We start from the raw sequence: 22,864 nt of genomic DNA, 5'->3' as shown, positions 1-22,864 counted from the left end.
ATACTGAAAAACAAGAAGACAAGTTTCAATCGGTTACAAAAAAAACCACTCTGCTTTTAAACAGAGTGATCAACCATATAACCATGTAATTAAAAACGGTGCGAGCACACTAGCACAAACTGCCGTCAAGACCATCGTCAACAGTCCGACCGCCCCCTCGCGTTGATCGAGACTCATCGATTTCGTCGCACCCATGACGTGAGCAATCGATGCGAGTCCAACTCCGCGACTGACGAAATGCCGAATCTTTAAGCTCGTCATTAATTTAGGACCGACGATCGATCCCGTCAATCCGGTTAGTAAAACGAATGCTGCCGTCAGCGTCGTCGTACCACCTGCTTTTTGAGAGATCGCTAAGGCGACGGGTAAGGTGACCGATTTCGGTAATAATGCGAGGTTCGTCGTCCGCTCCAGATGAAGCAATAGACCAAGTAATAAATCAGAGCTCATGGCAATACATGTTCCAAGCAAGACACCCAGTCCGATTTCTGGTAAAAAGCGCCGAACGTGATGCCGGACTCGGTAGAGCGGAATCGCAAATGCCGTAATCGCTGGTCCAAGCATCTTCGATAGATACTGACCACCTTGCATGTATTCTGCGTGTGAGACCCCAGAATAGACGAGAATTAAAATCAGAACTGCCGTTACCGTCAGGATTGGTAACGTCCAGACACGAGGATGACGTTGATAGATGAACATTGCGATACTAAACAATGCAATGGACAGGATGATCCAAAACAGTGCCTCATTCATGTCGTGTCACCGCCTCTTTCCGGTGTGCTAGTCGATCAACGATATAGGCTGATCCAACTAACGTCAGCAGACTACTAACGACGACGATCAATACGACCTGTAAACCGGACGCCCGGAGAAATGCCGTATAATCCATGATTCCGGACAATGCTGGAACAAAGAATAGTGGCATGACGAACAGAAGAAATGTCCCGCCCCGTTCAACGGCAAAGAGCGGAATCAGGCGACTTTTTAACGCCACATATAAAAGAATCAAGCCGATGATGTTACCGGGTAATGGTAACTCGAAAGTTTTACTCACCCAGTCCCCACTGAGCGAAAAACAAAAAATGAGTGCGATTTGAGCAATGATTTGAATAATACGCATAACGCGTGAAAGCATGATAAAGGTCCCCTTGTTAACAGTTTCAGGCTTTATTATCCGCCTCTTTTCCTCAACAATCAATGAAATCTAGTTAATCAAGTGAAGTAACCGTTCTCATGAAAATCTATACCTTTTTTGTATTAGCACAAACAAAAACTAGTCAGTCGTGTATCAGTACAATAAATGAGTCGAGACGAATGAAAAAAGTCTGACTCCAAAAAAAGAATGACGCGTCTTTTCACGCACTTTCCTCAGGCGAGACACAAGCCGGTTTTTCCTGCTTTATTCAAGCAGGAAAGCGGGTCTTGTTTGTCTCTGAAGCGCATAAATGCGCTTTTCCTGTAGGAGTCGCGTGTGACGCGTCATTCTTTGTAGAAGCTGACTTTTGAGTCAGCTCCCTTTTCTGTAATCTAAGACAACTGAACGGTATCGTCTATTTCTATTACATGACTCGTTTGAATAGCTTCTCAAGTTCATACGTCGTCCATTCGATGATGACCGGACGTCCGTGTGGACATGTGAATGGCATCTGTGTTTGAGCCAAATCGGCAATCAATCTGCGCATCATCTCCTCGTTCAGTGGATGATTCGCTTTGATCGATTTCTTACACGCCATCATGATGGCAGCGTCTTCCCGGTACGTCTCAAGATCGATTTTTCGTTTCATCAACGCTTCATCGAGTAACTCCTGAATTGTCTCTTCCTGGCGATGGGACGGGAACCACGTCGGAACTTCTCGGACGATAAAACTTTGTGGACCAAACGCTTCGAACTCGATCCCGACGTCCTTCAGTAACGGAAGGACTTCATCCATTCGTTTCATGTCGTCCGACGAAATTTCAAATGTGTAAGGAAGCAATAATTGCTGACGTTGCTCCGGTGGTCGACCGAACATGACTTTATACGTCTCGTATTTGATTCGCTCCTGCGCCGCGTGTTGATCAATCATATACATCCCGTCTTCTCCGGCACAGACGATATACGACGAATGAAGTTGACCGATGACGTCTAAATGTGGGAAACGTGGACGTGCAGGCTGCTCTTGATGGACAGGTTCCTCTTCTACTGAAACACTCGGTTCGTTCGGTGCGAACTCCGTTGGTTCGAATTCCTCTTCTCCGAACGGTAACGTCTTTTCCTCAGGAGGTCGCTCGTCTTGCGTTTTTTTCGGTATCGGATAATTCCAGACTGCTCGTGAAGATGTTTCTTCAACTGGCTCCGCGACGTAAGAAAAATCGAGCTTTTCTTGACTACTCGGATCTTTTTTTGGTTTTGATGGTGTCACTTTCGGAATCAACGTCTCTCGGCTGAGCGTCATCTTGATCGTCTCCTGGATCAGTTGGCACAGTTCCATCTCTTTTGAGAGACGGACTTCCCGTTTCGCCGGGTGGACGTTGACATCAATCAGGAGCGGGTCCATCTCCACCTCGATGACGGCAATCGGATAACGCCCGATTGGCAACAACGTATGGTAACCGTTCAAAACGGCTTGCGTCAGGGCAAAGTTTTTGACCGAACGTCCATTGAGAATCAACGTGATGTAATTCTTCGAGGCACGGGTCACTTCCGGTTTGACGAGATGACATGTCAATTGATAGTCGGCGTTTGATCCTTTCGCAATCAATGTCCCTTGGATCGTTTGATGACCGTAGACACTCGCAAGTGCTTGCCGGACGTCTCCTGATCCATTCGTCTGGATTAGTGTTTTTCCTTCATGCGTTGCCCGGAGTTTGACCTCTGGATGGGCAAACGCCATTCGGTTCAAGACGTCCGTAATCGCGGCAAGCTCCGTATGTGTCGTCTTCAAGTATTTCAGACGGGCCGGTGTATTGAAGAATAGATTTTCAACCGACAGTTCCGTTCCACGATTCATCGCTGCCGGTGTCCGGTTAATGACCGTACCGTACTCAAGTGTCACTTGAATCCCTTCCGAGTCCTCGCGTTTTGTCTTCAACGTCACTTTACTGACGGATGCAATCGAGGCAAGTGCCTCTCCGCGAAAACCAAGTGTTTTGATCCGGAACAAATCATGCTCGTCCTTGATCTTACTCGTCGCGTGACGGACGAAAGCCAGTTCGGCGTCATCCGGATAAAATCCATGTCCGTTATCGCGAATCGTCATCCGCTTCATTCCCGCTTCTTCAAGCTCGACATCAATTTGCGTCGCACCAGCATCAAGCGCATTCTCGACCAATTCCTTAACGACTGATGCGGGACGTTCAACGACTTCTCCAGCCGCGATCCGGTTCGCTAAACTATCGGATAATTCGCGAATGATTCCCACTGCATTCTCCTCACTTTCTCGCTTCAGATTGTAGACGATATAGCGTATTCAGTGCTTCAAGTGGCGTCATGTTGATCAAATCAAGACTAGCCATCGTCTCACGTAACGGATCCGCTTCTGAGAACAGACTGAGTTGATCGATTTGCTCCTCCTGAACAGGGGCTTTAACAGGTGCCGTGACCGGAACAGGCTCTGCCTGCTCGAACTCAGACAAGAGGACTTGCGCCCGCTCAATCAAACTGTCTGGTAAATCAGCAAGTCGCGCGACGTGAATCCCGTACGATTGATCGGCTTTTCCATCGCGTACTTCATGCAAGAAGACGACGCGTCCATCTTGTTCGACAGCACGGACGTGAACGTTTGCTAGTCGATCAATCGATTCCTCGAGCACCGTCAATTCATGATAATGCGTCGAGAACAACGTTTTCGCTCCAACATGACTTGCAATGTATTCAACGATTGCTTGCGCGAGTGCCATTCCGTCATACGTCGACGTCCCTCGCCCGATTTCATCAAGCAAGATCAACGACCGGTCTGTTGCGCGCGTCAACGCTTCTTGTGTTTCGACCATCTCGACCATGAATGTCGACTGCCCACTGACTAGGTCATCCGCTGCCCCAATCCGCGTAAAAATTTGATCGAAAATCGGGAGTTCCGCTTGAGCGGCTGGTACGAACGAGCCGATTTGATGCAGTAAAGCGATCAAAGCGAATTGTCGCATATAGGTCGATTTACCGGACATGTTCGGTCCAGTGATCAACAGCATCTCGCGTCCTTCGTTTAATGTGATTCCGTTCGCGACGTATTCACCGCGCGGTAAGACTGTCTCAATAACTGGGTGACGTCCTTGCTGAATATTGACCGTTCGTCCCGACGTCGTGGTTGGTCGGACGTAGTCGTGTGTCTCAGCGATCTCCGCGAGTGCAACGAGGACGTCGAGTTCTGCAATACGACGACTAACCCGTTGTAAGCTTTCGATATGTGTTTTGACTTCGTCACGCACTCCGCAGAAGAGATCGTATTCGAGTGTGACACTTTTTTCTTCCGCACCTAAGATCAGCGCTTCTTTTTCTTTTAACTCCGGTGTGATATAACGTTCAGCATTGGCGAGCGTCTGCTTCCGTTCATACCGTCCTTCCGGTAAGAGTTTCGCATTCGCACGCGATACCTCGATGTAATAGCCGAAGACGCGGTTGTAGCCAATCTTCAACGTCTTGATCCCTGTAGCTGCCCTCTCGCTTGCTTCAAGCGTCGCAAGCCATGTCTTCCCGTCTTTTGAGGCAACGAGCAACTCGTCGAGGTCTGGTGAATAACCGGACTTGATCATGCCACCCTCTTTTGTTGAGATCGGTGGTGCTTCGACGAAGGCACGATCGAGTAAATCGCTCAATTCATCGTGCGGATTGAGTCCGAGGCTGAGTTGACCAAGACGTTCGCTCATCATCTCCTCAAGCGCTGATTGGATACGCGGAATCAGCCGTAACGTCGACTTCAATTGAACAAGATCGCGAGCGGATGCTGTTCCGTAACCGACTTTTGCGACGAGTCGCTCGAGATCATAGACCTCGCGTAATGTATCTTTTAATTGCTGACGTTCGAAATAGTGTTGCAACAGTTCCTCAACAGCGTCGAGTCGTTCCGTGATAACGCGTTCCGATAACAACGGTTTTTCTAGCCAACGTTTTAGCATTCGTCCACCCATCGCTGTTCCCGTCACGTCAAGTAAACCGAGCAACGAACCTTTTTTGTCCCCTGTCCGTGCCGAGCGGACGAGTTCAAGGTTCTTGACGGTATTCGGCTCGAGCTGCATGAAATCACTCGCTTCATAGACAACAGCGGGCTGCAGATGCGTCAATGCTCGTTTCTGTGTATCGTGCATGTAGGCATAGAGTACTGCAAAAGCTTCCGCTTGCGCTGTATCAATTGCGCGATCCCCGTGCGGATGCGATTCGCGCCGCGAACTGCGCGTCAGTGGAATCCGTAAGTGCGCAAGCGCCGTCTCGTGTTCCTCTGTCGTGACGATGATCTCGCGTGGCAGGATGATACTCAGTTCCTTAACCACACCATCGAGTGTCGCAACGCTTGTTAAGGCACTCTCACCTGTCGAGACATCACCACGAGCAATCCCAAAACGACCGTCCTGTTCGACGACCACGACTAAGTACCGATTCTCTTTTTCCGTCAGGGCGGACATCAACGTTCCCGGTGTGATGACTTGAATGACCTCGCGTTTGACGAGCCCTTTCGTCAACTTCGGGTCTTCTACTTGATCGCACAGTGCTACTTTATAGCCGCGTTCAATCAGCTGTTCGATGTAGCTGTTCGCTGCGTGATGCGGTACACCGCACATTGGAATCGGATGCTCGGCGTTCTTCCCGTTTTTTGCCGTCAGTGTCAATTCCAGCTCATGGGCGACCTTTTTGGCGTCATCAAAGAATAATTCATAAAAATCTCCGAGCCGATAAAACAGAAAAGCGTCCGGATAATCCGCCTTGATCGAGAAGTATTGTTTCATCATCGGAGTGTTGTGTACTGCTTCCATTCTTCCACCTCATTCGTAGAAAAAGCCGACGGATGTCCGTCGGCTTTTCGTTCATTTCGTGATTAGTAGCCGCAACCGCCGCTTTTGTTTTCTGCTTCCATGCCGCTACCTGTCTTACCAGCGAGAACATCTCCGTCCGTTGCTTCGATGATTTGATCCGTAATCCCGTTCGAGATCGTCACCGTGATGTATTGGAGAAGCCCGTTCACTTCTTCTTGCGTTTCCTGGAACTGTTGGACGACAGGCATCTCATCGAGCTCAGCGAACAATTTATCGAGTTTCGCTTCAACACGTGCGAGTGCTTCTGTTTTGCCGTAATGTTGGCAGTTCACTGCCTCTTTTTGAAGGAACTTGATTTGTTTCATCATCTTTTGGACTTTTTCATTTCCATTGATGTTAGCTTCTGCCGCTTTAAATCGTTCTACTTCCTGTGTCTCAGAAATCATTTTGGCGATTTCATTGGCTTTTTCGATGATTTGTTCATCTGTATACATCCACATTCGTCCCCTCTATCGTTAGCGAACACGTCGCTTCCCTTAGCATTTTGAACGATTCCTCGTTCTGTCGCATTCATTATACCGTTCTCGCGATAGAGTGACAAGAATAGTTCCTTATTCGATTGAACGCCATAACAGATAGGCCGCGTGACTGCGGACAGGAGCAAATTCTTCAGCTAAGCGTGTTGCTTCCTCTACCGTTGGTCGATACCCAAGTAACTGTTCGAAAGCACGTAAAATCCCGATGTCTGATGCCGGAAATAAATCCGGACGACCGTACCCAAACATTAAGACGTTTTGAACCGTCCATGGTCCTACTCCTTTTAATGCAATCAATGTCTCGGCGATTTCTGCGTCGACCGCTGCCGCTAAGGCGTCATAATCGATGTCTGCCTTTGCTACACCCAGTAGATAATCGACTTTACGTCCTGATAGTTGTAAGGCCAGCAAATCTTCTCGCCGCGCTACCGCTAATTGGCGCGGCGTCGGCGGTAAGATGATCCCGTCCTGAACCGTCCCGAACGTTCGAAAAACGCGTTCCGTCAACGTATGGGCAAACGATAGATTAATTTGTTGATGAATGATTGAACGGATCAGCGCCGTGAAGGGCGAATGGTCAAGCACGAGTCGTTCGTTCCCGAATCGTTCAACGATCGCGTGTAACGACGTTGCCTTAAGACCTTTCGCCGGATTCGGTTCACTGAGTCGAAAGCGCCGCTTTAATTGCGCTAATACCGCCGCTTGTGGTCCTGTCCCGTCGACCCGCAACGTCCAGGCGTCAACCGCTTCGACTGTCGTTAGATACGCCTGTTCTTCGATGAACACCGGAACGACGAGACGTCCTGCGCGCTCAACTTGCAATGGATCTTCTGTCAAACGAGAGACGACTCCTTTAAAATCAAATGCTTCCGGCAATATCAGATCATACGTCCACCGACTCATCCGACGAACACCTTAATCGCACCGAGAATCAGACCAATGATGAATCCACACAAAGCTCCGTTAACCCGGATCCACTGTAAGTCACTGCCGACCTTATCTTCAATCATATGAATCAACGTTTCGGTATCAAAGCGGTTTAAGTTCTCACGGACCAGTCCACCGATTTTTTGATGATTTTGTTCGACAAAGCGAACGAGTTGTTCCTTCATCCACTGATCACTGCTATCTTTAAACGTTGGATGCTGTTCCCAGTCGTCTAAAGCACGCGATAACATTGGCATCGCCCGTTCCGTCCAGAAGGCATCTGACGTCAAGTAGCGCTCGAGTTCAAGTAATCCGGCGTCATACGCACGTTCAATGACTGGAGTAAAGTCAAACCGGTCGACTTCGCTTGCCTTCCAGGCATCGATTTTTGCAAGGCGCTCTTCATCAATCGACAACTGTGCCAGATTACGACGCAGATGATCGAGAATCGCTAAACGATTCGGGTGATGGACTTGTCGCATATCTTGAATGACCGTCAACAAAACGCCTTGAATGACAAGACTGAGTTTTTCTTCTGAGTAAACTTTTTGCACAGTGCGTGCCGTCACCCGCAAGAACGTATTCTTTTCTTGATCAATCATCGCTGTATAAGCGAGACGTCCGATTTGTTCGCGGATGATCGGATCTTCAAGCAATCGTTGTCCATAACCGAGTAACTGATCCATCAACCACTCGTCGAGTCGACGTTCCTCATTCAACTCCATCGCGCGGATAGCCAGCCGTTTTGATGGATAATCTTTAATCGTCTCCGTCACGCGTGTATTCGCGAACTCAAGAATTGCATCTTTCGGCAACTTCCGAATCAGACCGATCATGAGTTCGGTGACGGTCGCACGAAAAGCAGGCAGAACAAGAATCGAGCGTAAGATTTTGATGACACGATCGGCAAGCGTCATATGCTGTAGTTTCGCGACGATGCTCTCTTTATTGAGCAAATCCGTCTCGAGCATGTGAACGATTGATTCAATGACCCGTTCCCGATTTTTCGGTAACAAATTCGTGTGGGGAATCTTTAAGCCGAGTGGATGGCGAAAGAGCGCCGTGATCGCGAACCAGTCGGCAATCCCACCGACGAGTCCTGCTTCAAAGCCACTCTGGAGCCAGAAGACCCAGGCATTTTCTTTAAATGGCAATGAGACGACGAATCCGACCGCCATGAAAATCAACGAGACGGTCGCAAGCCGCCGAGTCGATGTTTTAGGTTGTTCAAGTGATGACACATCGTTTCCTCCTTCAACTGAGTCACTTATCTACCTTACGAATCGAAATCAGATTAGGTTTCGACACGAAAGAGCCCCAGTCATCGACTGGGACTCTCTATGTACTTAAAACGTGTATTCACCAAAACGGTCGCCATCCCATGTCGCGGTTGCCGTTGAGACAAAATAAACTAGTCCGTTGCCGAATGTATTTTCCATTAATGAAACGAGTTGTTGCCCGTTCGTTTGCTCGACGAACGCTAATCGTACTTCTTCTTTCCCTTGATAAATCCGTTCATAGACACTTAAACCGCGTGCATTGAGGAATGTCCGCGCCGACTCGAATTGAATCGGACCAACTTCAGGTCGTCGTTCCTGAATGAACGACTGACATTTTTGCTCGAACGTCTCCATGGTCTTTCACTCCTTCTCTCTTTCTCTTCATGGATATCATGTTCCCGACTCTTCCTCATCATAATCCTCAAATGTGAAAAAAGCGACAGCTGCGTCGCTTCTTTCATCATTTTACAACGATTTCTCATATTCTGACGCCAAACTGTCGAGCAACATGAATCGCTGACGTCGTCGCTCCAATCGTCCCTGCACCAGGGAAGATTGTGTCACCAATCGCAAACAATCCGTTGATCCCTGTTCGAAACGGTGCTGCGAACAGCAGACTCGTACTCGGGCGCTGAGGATAGCCGCCAACTCCACCGTCCGGACGGAACGTATAACGAACCCACGCCCCCGGTCCACCCGGATGCCGTTCGATTGCCTGCTGCTTAAAGCCAGGAAATTGTTGTTCAAGAATGACTTCGAAAATCGCGGACATCGTCTCGACTTGTTCCGCGTACCGTTCCCGATCCGTCTTATCAAAGGCACCAATCGAAACATGACATGACATCGTCAGCGTCCGTTGACCGACCGGTGCGCGTAACCGATCATCGGATCGAGAAAGAGAGATGAAGGCATGACCGGAAGGCAAGGATGGATCATGGACTTGTCGAAACGCTTCGTCCGAAACGATGATTGATTCTGGAATCGCCGCGTAATACGTAAAGGTTGCCCACTGCTGTAATTTTTCTTGACGTCGATACGTCCGCTGTAATGTCTGTTGCATATCCGTACTGACGACTTCCCGGATACCTTCAAGTGGAACTGCACAGATGACGTCGTCTGCAATCATTAGTCGTCCTCGACGGTCTTCAATCAAAAAACCATCCGGCGTTTTGCGAATCGAGGTGACTTTTCGTCCAAGTAAACATGCCGCACCATTTTCCTCAGCTGTCTCTTTCAATTGTTCAGCAAGTCGGTATAAGCCACCCGGAACGTAATAGGCACCTTCATGATAAATCGATAAGGCGACTGCTCCGAGTAAGGCAGAAGCTTCCTGACCTGTCTGCATGCTGTCGAGCAAGATTCCGTCAATCACTTGTGCGAACAACGTATCTGCTAGTTGATGCTTCCGTAAGAGATGACCAATCGTCATCGGGAAATACGGTAAGAGGACCGCACTTTTCGCATGACGGATTAATCGTCGTACGTCAGAGAAATCTTGGAGTGGCAATGCCGGCAGTTCTGCCATCAAGGGACGAATTGCCTCATGAATCTGCTCGATCTCAGCGAAGAAGGCATGAATGGATGGTGCCTGCTCTGGAAAATGTGACATCAACTCAGTCAGAAAAGTATGACGATCCTGATAATAATGAATTGTATGTTCTCCAACCCGAATCGTCATGACGACGTCGAGCGATTCGACGCGATGCGTCACTCCGAGATGGTCGAGAACGCGGGCATGAATCCCACCTGGCTCGAATCCCATTCCGAGCGTCGCCCCTACTGGGTAGGTCAGCTCTCGGCGTGTGAACTTTCCAGCTGAACCTCCCCATTCGCGGCTTCCCTCAAGTACCGTGACGGCATGCCCTTCTTGTGCGATCAGTGCAGCAGCCGTTAGACCAGCGATTCCTCCTCCGATGATGACGATATGTTTCAAGGTGACTCCTCCTCCGTGACCCGATTTTCTTTAAACAGGAAATTGCGGATTTCGCGGAAGACCGGCTCCCGGCGATGAATCGTAAAGTGATCATACTTATAGGATTTCGTCTGAATGTTGTCGGTATAGTTCTCGAGTGCAAACGAACTATTTAAGGAAATCAGATTGAAGTCGCCCCCTTTAGCACCAAACGAATAGACGAGTACGTCACGGGGCCACGTCTCAAGACGTTGTGTTAAATTGTTCATCGCTGCCGATCCTTTTGCAAGATCGCGAAGCGCAGGACTGTTTGTGTTCGTTCCAAGTGGCGCGAGCGTCAATCCGAGCTTCGCATAATCAGATCCAGCAATCGGTGAGTCGAGCGTCACGACTTTCCGGACATGATATGGCATTTCCTCTTGCACCGTATAGGCGACAACATCGACACCACCCATACTATGTCCAACAAGCTGGATATCAGCAAAGGTCGCTTTTTGCTTCACATCATAAGCGGCAATCGCCGCATTTAACCATTTCTGTTGGTCGGCAAGACTTGCCTCATCATCCGCAAAGACGATTCGGACGAGTGGGTAACCGGTCGGTGAAGGTTTCACGATACAGGTCGCTTTCCCTGAACGCGTCACGTCGCATCGCCCCCCGTCATCCGCAACTTTCTTATTCGTGAAGTTCTGAATCATCGGAACGAACGTCCGCTCTGTCCCAAACAATCCATGAACGAGAAATGTCGGCACGATTTCGCTCTTTCCTTGCGTGATGATTTGACGGGTGGGTGGTGGAGCACTCGATGTATCTTCTGCAAACAGCCACCACGCTCCTCCACCGACAATCAAACAGACAAGAAGTGAGATGCTGATCGTCTTCAACTGTTGTCGTCGGAGTTTACGGACACGATGGAAGACCCAGTAGAGGAATAATCCGACACCAATCAACAATACGATGCCGGTAATGATCCAACCAGTCGGGTTCGGCACATAAGCAATCAATTGTAGCTGGTTCGCTTTTGTCCCGTATAATTTCCATGACACATCATGATAATTCGACCAATCAATTTTTTCACCGTTTTGGAGTCCAATCACTTTTGGACCGTGGAGCTTAATCTCAATATCCGCCTGACGAATATAACGATCGGCGAGTTTCTTGACTTGACCCGTCGGTTGATAGCCTTTGATGTTCAGGCGATCGATACTGAGGTCGATGTTCGTGTCTAATCGGTACGTATCAAACCAAAACCCGTCTGATTTTTTCATGTCGAACTTCGTATCAGGTGGAATGAGAATTCCTCCGATTCCCGTCTTCCATTCGTCCTTGATCGACGTCATGTCCTTGAAGTTCGCAAATGTCTTCTGCATCCGGATGCCTTCGTAGTCATCCTTCGTCTTGAACGTCTTCGCCGAATAACCATTCTTCTCTGCCTGTTTGACATAACTATTCCAATTGGGATTCAGATTCAATAAACGCGCAACCGGATGTTCCTTTGCGGCATATGTCGTCTTTAAGGTGACACTCTGATCGGTATGAATCGTCGCGTCGTATTGGATGCGAATACAACCCCCAAGGAGCAGTGTCAGCATCAAAAATGAGAGCAATATCCCTTTTTTCTTTGTACTCATTAGGTCACATCCTTTCCGCACTTATTATTCCCTATCTCGCAAAAGTAAAAACGGTCAACTTTGATTCTGCTGTCAGGACGCACAGCAGGCAGCGGGTCGACGACCCACTGCCTGAAAGTATGCGAACGACGTTCGTTCGTGATTAGCATTAACCAATCAAGTTTAATTCACGACCGACTTTTTCGAATGCTGCAAGAGCTGTCGTTAAGTCTTCGCGTGTATGTTCAGCCGTCACGATTGTCCGAACACGTGCTTTTCCTTTTGCAACGGTCGGGAAGGCGATTCCTTGAGCAAAGACACCTTCTTGACGGAGGCGATCGGATAATTCGTGACAACGCGCCTCATCACCGACGATGACCGGTGTGATCGGTGTCGTAGACGTCCCGATATCGAATCCAAGATCCCGTAATCCTTGTTTGAAGAATTCCGTGTTTTCCCACAGACGATCAAAGAGGACCGTTTCTTCTTCCATGACACGAAGTGCTTCCCGGTTTGCTTCAACGACTGCTGGTGGATGTGATGTCGAGAATAAGAACGGACGCCCTTTATGGATCAAGTAATCTTTGACGTGTTGTTCACACGCAACGTATCCACCGAGAACTCCGATTGCTTTTGAGAGTGTACCGACTTGCAAGGCAACACGACCGTCAAGACCGAAATGATTGACCGTACCGCGTCCTGCTTTCCCAAGAACACCTGAAGCGTGCGCATCATCGACCATGACGAGCGCGTCATACCGCTCGGCTAATTCAACGATTTCTGGAAGTGGTGCGATGTTCCCATCCATCGAGAAGACACCGTCCGTGACGACGAGGCGCGTCCGTGCGTCTTGTGTTTCTTGTAATGCCGCTTCGAGATCCGCTAAGTCAACGTGGTTGTAAATCCGACGTTTTGCTTTCGTCAGACGGATTCCGTCGATGATCGACGCATGGTTCAACGCGTCCGAGATGACGACGTCTTCAGGACCGAGCAATGCCGATAAGACACCGAGATTCGTCGCAAAACCAGACTGGAAGACGAGTGCCGCTTCCGTATGCTTGAATGTCGCGAGTTCCCGCTCAAACGCTTGGTGCATCTCGAGCGTTCCGGCAATCGTTCGAACCGATCCTGTTCCGGCACCGAACGTCCGCGCCGCTTCTGCTGCTTGTTCAGCAAGACGCGGATGTGCTGCTAGTCCGAGATAGTTATTCGATGAGAGTTGAATCAGTTCCTTCCCGTCGATCGTCACGCGGTTATGTTGCGCGCTTTCGAGTGCTACAAGGTTGCGGAACGTGCCCGCTTGTTTCATCTCTTCTAGTTCTGTTCGTAAGTGTTCAAATCCCATTAATTCGTCCCCCTTGGTTGTAATACGACTTTCCCGCATTTCCCTTGACGCATCAATTCAAATCCTTCTTCGAACCGCTCGAGCGGCAATGTGTGTGTGATCAACGGTCGGACATCGACTTTTCCGCTCGATAAGAAAGCAGAGACTTGACTCCATGTCTCATACATCTTCCGACCTGTGATGCCTTGGACACGCACGCCTTTAAAGACGACATGATTCGTCAAATCGATTTCGACCGGTTTGACCGGTAGACTGAGGATGTTGACGTCTCCACCTGCAGTCACCATCTCGAACGCTTGACGGATTGCAACTGGATGACCACTCATCTCACAGACGACATCAATCCCGTCTCCGTCCGTCATACGCTCGATCCGCTCTAAGACATCGTCATGACGTGAATCGATGACGACATCCGCCCCCATCGTCCGTGCTAGCTCGAGACGATATGGATTGACGTCGATCGCGACGACTTCCGCAGCACCGGCTGCTTTAGCGACTGAGACTGCCATCAAACCAATTGGACCACAACCGACGATTGCGACCGTTTTGGCACTGACATCACTCGCAAGGACTGTATGAACGGCATTACCCATCGGCTCTTGAATCGAAGCAATCCCTGCTGGCATGTCTTCCGGGTTGACCCAGAGGTTTTCTTCCGGCATGACGACGTATTCTGCAAAACAGCCTTGTGTGTCGACACCGATGATCTTCGTGTTCTTACAGATATGGTATTGACCACGTAGACACTGTTTACATTGATGACAAACGATATGCGTCTCAGCCGAGACACGGTCACCGAGTTTCAAACGTTTTGTACCTTCTCCGAGCTCGACGACTTCTCCTGAGAACTCGTGACCGAAGACGTATGGTGGATTGACACGTGATGCTGCCCACGCGTCCCACTCATAGATATGCACGTCCGTACCACAAATCGATGTTGCCTCAACACGAATCAAGACTTCCCCACGACTCGGAACGGGTACCGGTACTTCTTTCAGTGTTGCACCGAACCCGCGCTCTTCTTTGACGAGCGCACGCATCGTTTTCGTCGTTGCTGTCTCTTCTACCGTCGTTACTAATTTCGTCATCTTTCCCCGACTCCTTCACGGAAGTTCACATTTATTTATATGTTGTGAACTTCCAAATGTTTAGCATCCCCAAAAAACCAAACACATCTTTCCTCTATCTTACATGAATTCTGCTGCCAGTTTACCGAATGTTTCTTCATTTAACTCAAGATCCGCATAGGCGAGACCAGATTCTTGATAGCCGTCGATTTGTGACTGGTAATCAGGACGTGTCTCATCCTGATAGATCAGTCCCATGACGAGTCCGTCATGTGCATGAACCGTCTGTTTCGCAAGATCCAAATTCGACGGATCATATCCTTCGATATCGGACAACTTCGTCAAATTTTGTTTGAACCAATCATACGTATTAACCTTGTTAAATGTGACACATGGACTGAAGACGTTGATGAACGCAAATCCTTTATGTGCTGTTGCTTGCTCGATCAATTGCGTCAATCCTTTTAAGTCATTCGAAAAGCTTTGGGCAACGAATGTCGCGCCTGCTGTCAAAGCAAGTTCAACCGGTGAAACACTTTTTTCGATTGATCCTTTTGGTGTCGACTTCGTCTTAAATCCTGGTGCAGAAGTTGGTGACGTCTGACCCTTAGTCAAGCCGTAAATCTGATTGTCCATGACGATATACGTCATGTCGACATTTCGCTTAAAGGCATGGATCGTATGTCCCATTCCGATCGCGAAGCCATCCCCATCGCCACCTGACGCGATGACCGTCAATTCACGGTTCGCCATCTTGACACCTTGGGCGATTGGTAGGGAACGTCCATGAACGCCATGGAAGCCATACGTATTGATATAACCAGAAATCCGACCAGAACAGCCAATCCCGGAAATCAGTGCTAACTCTTCTGGTTCGAGACCGACGTTCGCGACAGCACGCTGAATCGCTGCTTGAATCGAGAAGTCCCCACATCCCGGACACCAGTTTGGTTTAACATCATTTCTAAAATCTTTAAAGGTTGCCATGATATACCCCTCCTACGACCTGCTCGACGACCTCTGCTGGGTAGAACGGATCGCCATTGAATTTCAGGATATGCTCGATCTTCGGTGCATATCCACAGTTCATCTGGATCAGTTTCGCCAGTTGTCCCGTTGCGTTGTACTCGACGACGATGACACGTTTTGCTCGTTCTAAATGTGGCGTGACGAGTTCGCTTGGGAATGGATGGACTTGACGGATGTGCAAGTGATCAACCTTTAACCCTTGTGCTTCGAGACGTGGCATGATTTCTTCGATCGTTCCACGCGTCGAGTTGAAACCGACGAATAAGATATCCGGGTCTTCGTGATGCTCCGTTACGAGAACAGCATTGGGTAGACGGAACGTATTCAGCTTACGGAGTCGTTTCGTCATCTGATCGACACGGTTCTTTGTCGCTTCTGACGGACGCCCTTCCTCATTGTGCTCGACACCTGTCACGTGATGGATTCCGTGCTTCATACCAGGAATGACACGTGGACTAACCCCATCTTCTGTCACTTCGTAGCGTTTGAAGTACGCTTTTCCTTCAAGCTCCGGCAAGTCCTCTTGAATCAATTTTCCACGACGAATCTCAACCCGTGACATATCCGGCGTTTCGACGGATTGTTTACCTAACGACAACATCAAATCCGTCAATAGAATGACGGGGCACTGATATTCTTCCGCGATGTTGAAGGCTTCTGCTGCATCGTAGAACGCTTCTTCAACTGTTGACGGCGCAAGAACGACTTTTGGAATCTCTCCGTGCGTGCTGTAGATCATCGCCATCAAGTCCGACTGCTCTTGTTTCGTTGGTAGACCTGTTGACGGACCACCCCGTTGTGTATCGACGATGACGAGCGGTGTTTCTGTCATTCCAGATAAGCCGATTGCTTCCGCCATCAGCGATAGTCCTGGACCAGCAGATGCTGTCAAGGCACGGACACCCGCATAGTTGGCACCGATTGCCATCGTCACCGCTGCTAGTTCGTCTTCTGTCTGGACGACGGTTCCGCCGAACTGCGGTAATTTCTTAATTAAGTATTCCATGATTTCAGATGATGGTGTGATTGGGTAAGCCGCCATCAAACGTGCTCCACCAGCAATTGCACCAAGAGCAATCGCATCGTTTCCGATCATGAACATCCGCTGTTTCCCGTCTGCTGGATCTAAGACGAATCGCTCACCATCTCCTGCAAGAGCTTCAAATGCCGCTGCGCCTTCGCGAATCGCCGCTAAGTTTTTCTCGACCATTTCTGGACCTTTTCGTCCGAAAATCTGTTCGACGACGGCTTGGAAACGCTCCGGTGCAATCCCGAGAATCGCACTTGATGCACCGATTGCGACCATGTTCTTCATTAAAGCCGTACCGAGATCAGCCGCGATTTCCGTAAATGGGATCGCATACAATGAGGCACGTGCTTCATCTGGATTCGTCGGATTGAATTTCGCATCTGCGATGATGATGGCTCCTTGACGTAACTCATGGAAGTTGACGTCGATCGTCTCTTGATCGAACGCGACCAAAATATCGAGATCATCGGAAATCGTTCGGACTTCCTGTGTGGCGACACGAATCTTGTTATTCGTATGCCCTCCCTTGATACGTGACGAAAAGTGACGGTAGCCATATAAGTAATAGCCGAGTCGATTCAAGGCAATCGCAAAGATTTCGCCTGTTGATTCGATCCCTTCTCCTTGCTGACCGCCAACTTTCCATGATAACTGATTATACATCGACGTTCGCTCCTTCTCTGTCCCCTGAAATGATAGTTCTCTCTATCCTCCCTCATGATACCGATTTACCGGAAGTAGTACAATGCTCCCTCGATGGAAAGGTAAGAAAAATTCGCAGACGCAGCAAAAAGACCATCTACTCCAGTCGAGTAAATGGTCTACTTGCAAATAGGACCTATGTCCAATTCGTCATCGTGGTTCAATGATCAGTTTGATGGCGGTTCTCTCTTCTCCATCAATTAAAATGTCTGTGAAGGCTGGGATACAAATCAAGTCAATGCCAGAAGGAGCCACGAATCCACGTGCGATGGCGACGGCTTTGACAGACTGATTGAGTGCTCCCGCACCAATGGCCTGAATCTCGACGGAACCTCTCTCTCGAATGACACCCGCGAGTGCACCTGCTACCGCGTTTGGATTCGACTTAGCTGATACTTTCAGGACGTCCATGCGTGTACCTCCCCATCCAGAAGTGGCAATCAGTCGAAGAATACTGACTGATCCGTCAGATGAATCCGTTCAATCTTCGTTGCTTTTTTCGTTGTGTCATCGATATGAATCAAGACTCCATTAAGTTGTTCCCGTCCTTCGGCAACTTCAAACCGTGTTGGGAGCTGTGTTTTAAATTTTCGTAAGACATCTTCTTGGCGCATACCGAGGACACCATTCAATGGACCTGTCATCCCGACATCCGTGATATAAGCCGTTCCTCCGTCAAGGACACGTTCATCTGCTGTTTGGACGTGCGTATGTGTGCCAACGACGGCTTGTACTCGACCGTCGAGGTGATAGCCCATCGCGATTTTCTCACTCGTTGCTTCCGCATGAACATCGACGAAGATCGCATCAACTTTTCCTTCGACTTCCGCAATCAATGCATCGACCGTTCGGAACGGGTCTCCGAGCGGTGGTAAGAAGACGGTTCCTTGCACGTTGATGACGGCAATCTTTTTATTGCCTGCCTTGACGATCATCATCCCGCGTCCTGGAGTTCCTTCTGGATAGTTTGCAGGACGGACAATCCGATCTGCGTCGTCAATCCAGTCAAAGATGTCACGATTATCAAACGTATGGTTCCCCATCGTGATGCCGTGGAATCCGAGTTCGAGGAATTGATGATAGATCGACTTCGTGATCCCGCGTCCATGTGCCGCGTTTTCGCCGTTGACAATCATGACGTTCGGGTTATATTTTGCTTTCAAGCGTGCTGTGAATTGTTGAAGGATATGCCGACCGGGTGCACCGACGACGTCTCCGATGAATAAAATCTTCATTTGTTGTTCCTCCGTTCATTAAAAAAAGTGGCGGTCGCCCGCCACTCCACTTATTTCGCGTATTCGACTGCTCGTGTTTCCCGAATGACCGTGACCTTGATATGTCCCGGATAATCGAGTTCTTCTTCGATTTTTTTCCGGATGTCACTCGCCATCTTGTGAGCCAGTACATCATCGACGACATCAGGTCGAACGATGATACGGACTTCACGACCCGCTTGGATCGCAAATGATTTTTCGACACCGTCGAACGATTCCGAGATTTCCTCGAGACGTTCGAGACGGCGGATATAACTTTCGAGTGTCTCTTGACGTGCACCTGGACGAGCGGCAGATAAGGCATCCGCTGCTGCAACCAAGACGGAAATGACAGATGTCGCTTCCGTATCCCCGTGGTGGGATGCAATCGCGTTGATGACAGTCGGATGCTCTTTGTACTTCGTACCGAGCTCGACACCAATTTCAACGTGACTGCCTTCGACTTCGTGGTCGATCGCTTTCCCGATATCATGTAGAAGACCCGCACGCTTCGCAAGCGTGACATCTTCTCCAAGTTCAGCTGCCATCATACCCGCAAGGTGGGCAACCTCAAGTGAGTGATACAGGACGTTCTGTCCGTAACTCGTACGGTACTTCAAGCGACCGAGAATTTTGACAAGGTCCGGATGAATGCCGTGAATCCCGACATCATACGTCGCTTCTTCCCCAATTTCTCGAATCCGCTCGTCGACTTCACGACGGGACTTGTCGACCATCTCTTCAATACGGGCCGGGTGAATCCGACCATCTTGAACCAATTTCTCGAGCGCCATTTTAGCGACTTCGCGTCGAATTGGGTCAAAACCAGACAAAATGACGGCTTCAGGCGTATCATCGATGATCAAGTCGATCCCAGTCAAGGTCTCGAGCGTACGGATGTTGCGGCCTTCCCGTCCGATGATCCGACCTTTCATCTCATCGTTCGGTAAGTTGACGACCGATACAGTCGTCTCTGCGATATGTTCAGCGGCGAACCGTTGAATCGCAAGTGACAAGATGTTACGTGCTTTCTTGTCGGCTTCTTCTTTTGCTTTTTGTTCGATTTCTTTTTGAAGAATGGCTGCGTCATGTAAAGCAGCCTGTTTCGTCTCATCCATGATGATCGTTCTTGCCTCGTCTTGCGATAAATTCGCGACGCGGACAAGCTCTTGACGTCCCTGTTCATACAGGTCCTCTACTTTGCGCTCTAGTTCTTCAGCTTGATGCTTCCGTTTCGCGATCTCTGCATCACGTGTATTGATTTGATCTTCCTTACGGTCGATAGCGTCAACACGGCGATCGAGTGTCTCTTCTTTCTGGAGCAACCGGGCTTCTTGTTTCGCTAGCTCTTGGCGACGTTCACGCAATTCTTTTTCCACTTCGTTACGAAGTTTGAATGCTTCATCTTTCGCTTCGAGTACTGCTTCTTTTTTCGTTGCCTCAGCTGATTCACGCGCACGTTCAACGATTTTGTTCGCTTCCGTTTCTGCGCCTTGAATTTTCGCTTCTGCAATCGATTTTCGCAAGAAGTAGCCTACGATGAATGCGATCAGCAAAGTGAGGAGAAGTATGACAATCCAAGTCAGTGTACTCATGGGTTCACCTCCCCTTTGCAAGGTGTTTCTTAGTTCATTTCGGTATTTCATCGAAGCTGTCTAAAAAACGTACATCTATATTGTAAGGATAGCACTCGTTCATTGTCAACGAACGGACGGGAAAGAATTCCACTGTTTTCCTCTTTTACACTAAAAAAGAGAGGATTCGCATACGAATCCTCTCTCAAACAGCTTATTCAGCAAATAAATCTTCTGGTTGTTCCGCTTCGAAATCAACCGGCTCTGCGCGATCAACGAGACCATGATGTTCACGAATCAAGCGTTCGACCTCTGCTGCGACTTCCGGATGCTCGACCATGTATTGTTTCGCATTCTCACGTCCTTGACCAAGACGTTCTGAGTTATACGAATACCATGCACCACTCTTTTGAACGATATCAAGGTCTGTTCCGATATCGATTAACTCACCGACTTTTGAAATCCCGAGACCATACATGATGTCAACTTCCGCTTGTTTGAACGGAGGTGCAATCTTATTTTTGACGACCTTAATCTTCGTTTTGTTACCGACGATGTCCGTACCGTTCTTCAACGCTTCCGCACGACGTACTTCTAGACGAACAGATGAGTAGAACTTCAACGCACGACCACCAGGAGTTGTTTCCGGGTTACCGAACATGACACCGATTTTTTCACGGATTTGGTTGATGAAGATAACGATTGTCTTCGACTTATTCGTTGCACCGGACAATTTCCGGAGCGCCTGACTCATTAAACGAGCTTGAAGACCCACATGTGAATCACCCATCTCACCTTCGATTTCAGCTTTTGGTACGAGTGCCGCAACAGAGTCGACGACGAGAACATCGACCGCACCAGAACGAACGAGTGCTTCCGCGATTTCAAGTGCTTGTTCCCCTGTATCGGGTTGTGACAAGAGGAGCTCATCGATGTTGACACCGAGTTTATTTGCATATGCTGGATCAAGCGCGTGCTCTGCATCGATGAAAGCTGCTTGTCCACCTTGTTTTTGAACTTCTGCGATTGCGTGAAGCGCAACCGTCGTTTTACCTGACGATTCAGGTCCGTATACTTCGATGACCCGTCCACGTGGATATCCACCTGCACCTAGGGCAATGTCTAATGTAATCGATCCAGAAGAGATTACTGATACCTTCTGATCCGCATTTTCTCCGAGTTTCATGATGGAACCTTTACCGAACTGTTTCTCTATCTGGCGTAATGCCATCTCAAGTGCTGCTTTACGATCACTCACGTAGCAGGCCTCCTTCTAATTATCTTACTGAGATTATTGTACTTCTTTTGAGACCGAATGACAAGCATTTTACGAACATTTATTCGCATACTTGCACTTTGACCATTTTTATCACTTTGGTGCTTTTTCGAGATGTTTCAGTAGAAGGAAATAGGTATCTTTAACAGCACGCAAGCGAATCATTCCTCGGTCGAACGACGGATATTGCCATTCGACGATTCGTGTTCCGTTTGTATCTGCAACAGCACAATAGACCGTTCCAACTTCTTTCCCGCTATTACTTGTCGGACCCGCTTCCCCTGTCAAGGCGATGGCAATATCAGATTGATAAAGGCTTCGTGCTCCTTCTGCCATCGCAATCGCTACCTCTTTACTGACTGCCGTATGTTCTTTTAGAAGTTCTTCCGATACTGATAGTACGGCTTGCTTCGCAGCGTCATCATAGACGACAGCGCTCCCGCGCAACACTTGACTCGCACCGCTCACATCGACGAGACCACTTGCAACGGCTCCTCCTGTCAGTGACTCAGCAAGCGACAGTGTCAATCCAGCTTCTTGATACCGTTTCAAAACGACTTCCGGCAAACTCGTCTCGCCATATCCATAAAAGTGCATGCCGACTTCAGCGAGGACATGTTGTTCGAGTTCGTCGAGCATACGATCAGCTTCTTGTTGATCGAGTGCCTTGGCTGTTAGACGCAACCGAACTTCAGCGAGTTCAGCATAAGGTGCGACCGATGGATTCGTCGCTTCTTTGATTAACGTTTCGAGCCTGTCATTTAAAGCGGACTCGCCGATTCCAAAGAAACGGAGTGTTCGCGAACGAATCGTCTCTTGACCGAAAAGATGACCGAAATGATCTTTTAAGATTTGCTTCATCTCGCGTGGTACACCTGGTAAGACGATGTATTGATGGTGTTCGGTCTGCACTGACATACCGGGAGCGAGCCCAGCATCATTGCGCAAAACCGTTGCACCATCGATGACTAACGCTTGTTTTCGTTCGTTGGTCGTCATCTCCCGTTGGCGCGTTTTTAAGAATCCTTCGATCCGCTCGTACGCTGCTTGATCCAAAACGAGATCGCGACCAAGGAGATCGGCGAGTACTTCCTTCGTCAAATCGTCCTCAGTCGGTCCAAGACCTCCTGTGATAACGAGAAGATCCGCTCGTTGTTGCGCTTGACGGAATGTTTCTTGCATCCGCTCGCGATTGTCACCGACGACTGTATGGTAATGAACGTCAATCCCAGCACTGGCTAACCATTCGGAAAGATACTGTGCATTTGTATTCGCGATTTCTCCAAGGAGGAGTTCGCTTCCGACTGCGATGATTTCTGCTTTCATGTTGATGCCTCACCTTCTTGAAGTATAAGAAAAGACTGTTCGGTATGACGAACA

The 22,864-nt window shown here is 48.8% G+C and carries 19 protein-coding genes; all 19 read right to left on the bottom strand.

From position 1 onward, the window contains the following. Positions 1–69: 69 nt before the first annotated feature. Positions 70–753, bottom strand: coding sequence for an LrgB family protein (locus tag ADM98_RS07470; RefSeq protein ID WP_053452920.1), 684 nt, complete (start codon positions 751–753; stop codon positions 70–72). After that, a complete protein-coding gene (locus tag ADM98_RS07465) occupies positions 746–1,135 on the bottom strand; it encodes a CidA/LrgA family protein (protein ID WP_053452919.1) in 390 nt (129 codons plus the stop codon). The genes ADM98_RS07470 and ADM98_RS07465 overlap by 8 nt, the downstream gene beginning before the upstream one ends. A 424-nt stretch (positions 1,136–1,559) precedes the next feature. Continuing rightward, a complete protein-coding gene (gene mutL, locus ADM98_RS07460) occupies positions 1,560–3,401 on the bottom strand; it encodes a DNA mismatch repair endonuclease MutL (protein WP_053452918.1) in 1,842 nt (613 codons plus the stop codon). A 10-nt stretch (positions 3,402–3,411) separates the two neighbouring features. Next, on the bottom strand, positions 3,412–5,943 hold the full coding sequence (gene mutS, locus ADM98_RS07455; RefSeq protein ID WP_053452917.1) for a DNA mismatch repair protein MutS: 2,532 nt from the start codon (positions 5,941–5,943) through the stop codon (positions 3,412–3,414). 62 nt (positions 5,944–6,005) lie between these two features. Further along, on the bottom strand, positions 6,006–6,443 hold the full coding sequence (locus ADM98_RS07450; RefSeq protein WP_053452916.1) for a RicAFT regulatory complex protein RicA family protein: 438 nt from the start codon (positions 6,441–6,443) through the stop codon (positions 6,006–6,008). Between the two features lie 111 nt (positions 6,444–6,554). Beyond that, positions 6,555–7,382 (bottom strand): DNA-3-methyladenine glycosylase family protein, encoded by an 828-nt coding sequence (locus ADM98_RS07445; protein ID WP_053452915.1) that lies wholly within the window; start codon positions 7,380–7,382, stop codon positions 6,555–6,557. Continuing rightward, positions 7,379–8,647: a DUF445 domain-containing protein gene (locus ADM98_RS07440; protein ID WP_053452914.1), complete on the bottom strand. Its 1,269-nt coding sequence runs from the start codon at positions 8,645–8,647 to the stop codon at positions 7,379–7,381. Before ADM98_RS07440 ends, ADM98_RS07445 begins: the two co-directional genes overlap by 4 nt. Positions 8,648–8,752: 105 nt before the next feature. Continuing rightward, positions 8,753–9,040 carry a hypothetical protein gene (locus ADM98_RS07435; RefSeq protein ID WP_029341204.1) on the bottom strand — a complete coding sequence of 96 codons (288 nt, stop codon included), beginning with the start codon at positions 9,038–9,040 and terminating at the stop codon, positions 8,753–8,755. A gap of 124 nt (positions 9,041–9,164) precedes the next feature. Further along, positions 9,165–10,619 (bottom strand): phytoene desaturase family protein, encoded by a 1,455-nt coding sequence (locus tag ADM98_RS07430; RefSeq protein ID WP_053452913.1) that lies wholly within the window; start codon positions 10,617–10,619, stop codon positions 9,165–9,167. Further along, positions 10,616–12,229, bottom strand: a complete 1,614-nt coding sequence (locus ADM98_RS07425) for an alpha/beta hydrolase (RefSeq protein ID WP_053452912.1) — start codon at positions 12,227–12,229, stop codon at positions 10,616–10,618. Before ADM98_RS07425 ends, ADM98_RS07430 begins: the two co-directional genes overlap by 4 nt. A 148-nt stretch (positions 12,230–12,377) precedes the next feature. Beyond that, positions 12,378–13,553 (bottom strand): glycine C-acetyltransferase, encoded by a 1,176-nt coding sequence (locus ADM98_RS07420; RefSeq protein ID WP_053452911.1) that lies wholly within the window; start codon positions 13,551–13,553, stop codon positions 12,378–12,380. Beyond that, complete coding sequence (gene tdh / locus ADM98_RS07415) at positions 13,553–14,641, bottom strand: L-threonine 3-dehydrogenase (RefSeq protein WP_053452910.1); 1,089 nt, start codon at positions 14,639–14,641, stop codon at positions 13,553–13,555. Before tdh ends, ADM98_RS07420 begins: the two co-directional genes overlap by 1 nt. Positions 14,642–14,740: 99 nt before the next feature. Beyond that, positions 14,741–15,607 carry a 2-oxoacid:ferredoxin oxidoreductase subunit beta gene (locus tag ADM98_RS07410; RefSeq protein WP_023467707.1) on the bottom strand — a complete coding sequence of 289 codons (867 nt, stop codon included), beginning with the start codon at positions 15,605–15,607 and terminating at the stop codon, positions 14,741–14,743. Next, positions 15,594–17,342, bottom strand: a complete 1,749-nt coding sequence (locus ADM98_RS07405; protein ID WP_053452909.1) for a 2-oxoacid:acceptor oxidoreductase subunit alpha — start codon at positions 17,340–17,342, stop codon at positions 15,594–15,596. The genes ADM98_RS07410 and ADM98_RS07405 overlap by 14 nt, the downstream gene beginning before the upstream one ends. Positions 17,343–17,531: 189 nt before the next feature. Continuing rightward, positions 17,532–17,792 carry a stage V sporulation protein S gene (locus ADM98_RS07400; protein WP_023467705.1) on the bottom strand — a complete coding sequence of 87 codons (261 nt, stop codon included), beginning with the start codon at positions 17,790–17,792 and terminating at the stop codon, positions 17,532–17,534. Between the two features lie 29 nt (positions 17,793–17,821). After that, positions 17,822–18,616: a TIGR00282 family metallophosphoesterase gene (locus tag ADM98_RS07395; RefSeq protein ID WP_053452908.1), complete on the bottom strand. Its 795-nt coding sequence runs from the start codon at positions 18,614–18,616 to the stop codon at positions 17,822–17,824. Positions 18,617–18,666: 50 nt separating this feature from the next. Further along, on the bottom strand, positions 18,667–20,229 hold the full coding sequence (gene rny, locus ADM98_RS07390; protein ID WP_023467703.1) for a ribonuclease Y: 1,563 nt from the start codon (positions 20,227–20,229) through the stop codon (positions 18,667–18,669). Between the two features lie 193 nt (positions 20,230–20,422). After that, positions 20,423–21,466 carry a recombinase RecA gene (gene recA, locus ADM98_RS07385; protein WP_053452907.1) on the bottom strand — a complete coding sequence of 348 codons (1,044 nt, stop codon included), beginning with the start codon at positions 21,464–21,466 and terminating at the stop codon, positions 20,423–20,425. Positions 21,467–21,577: 111 nt separating this feature from the next. Next, positions 21,578–22,810: a competence/damage-inducible protein A gene (locus ADM98_RS07380; RefSeq protein ID WP_053452906.1), complete on the bottom strand. Its 1,233-nt coding sequence runs from the start codon at positions 22,808–22,810 to the stop codon at positions 21,578–21,580. Positions 22,811–22,864 lie beyond the last annotated feature (54 nt).

This window comes from Exiguobacterium sp. BMC-KP (assembly GCF_001275385.1).
GTDB lineage: Bacteria > Bacillota > Bacilli > Exiguobacteriales > Exiguobacteriaceae > Exiguobacterium_A.
This window is presented reverse-complemented; position numbering and strand designations above follow the sequence as displayed.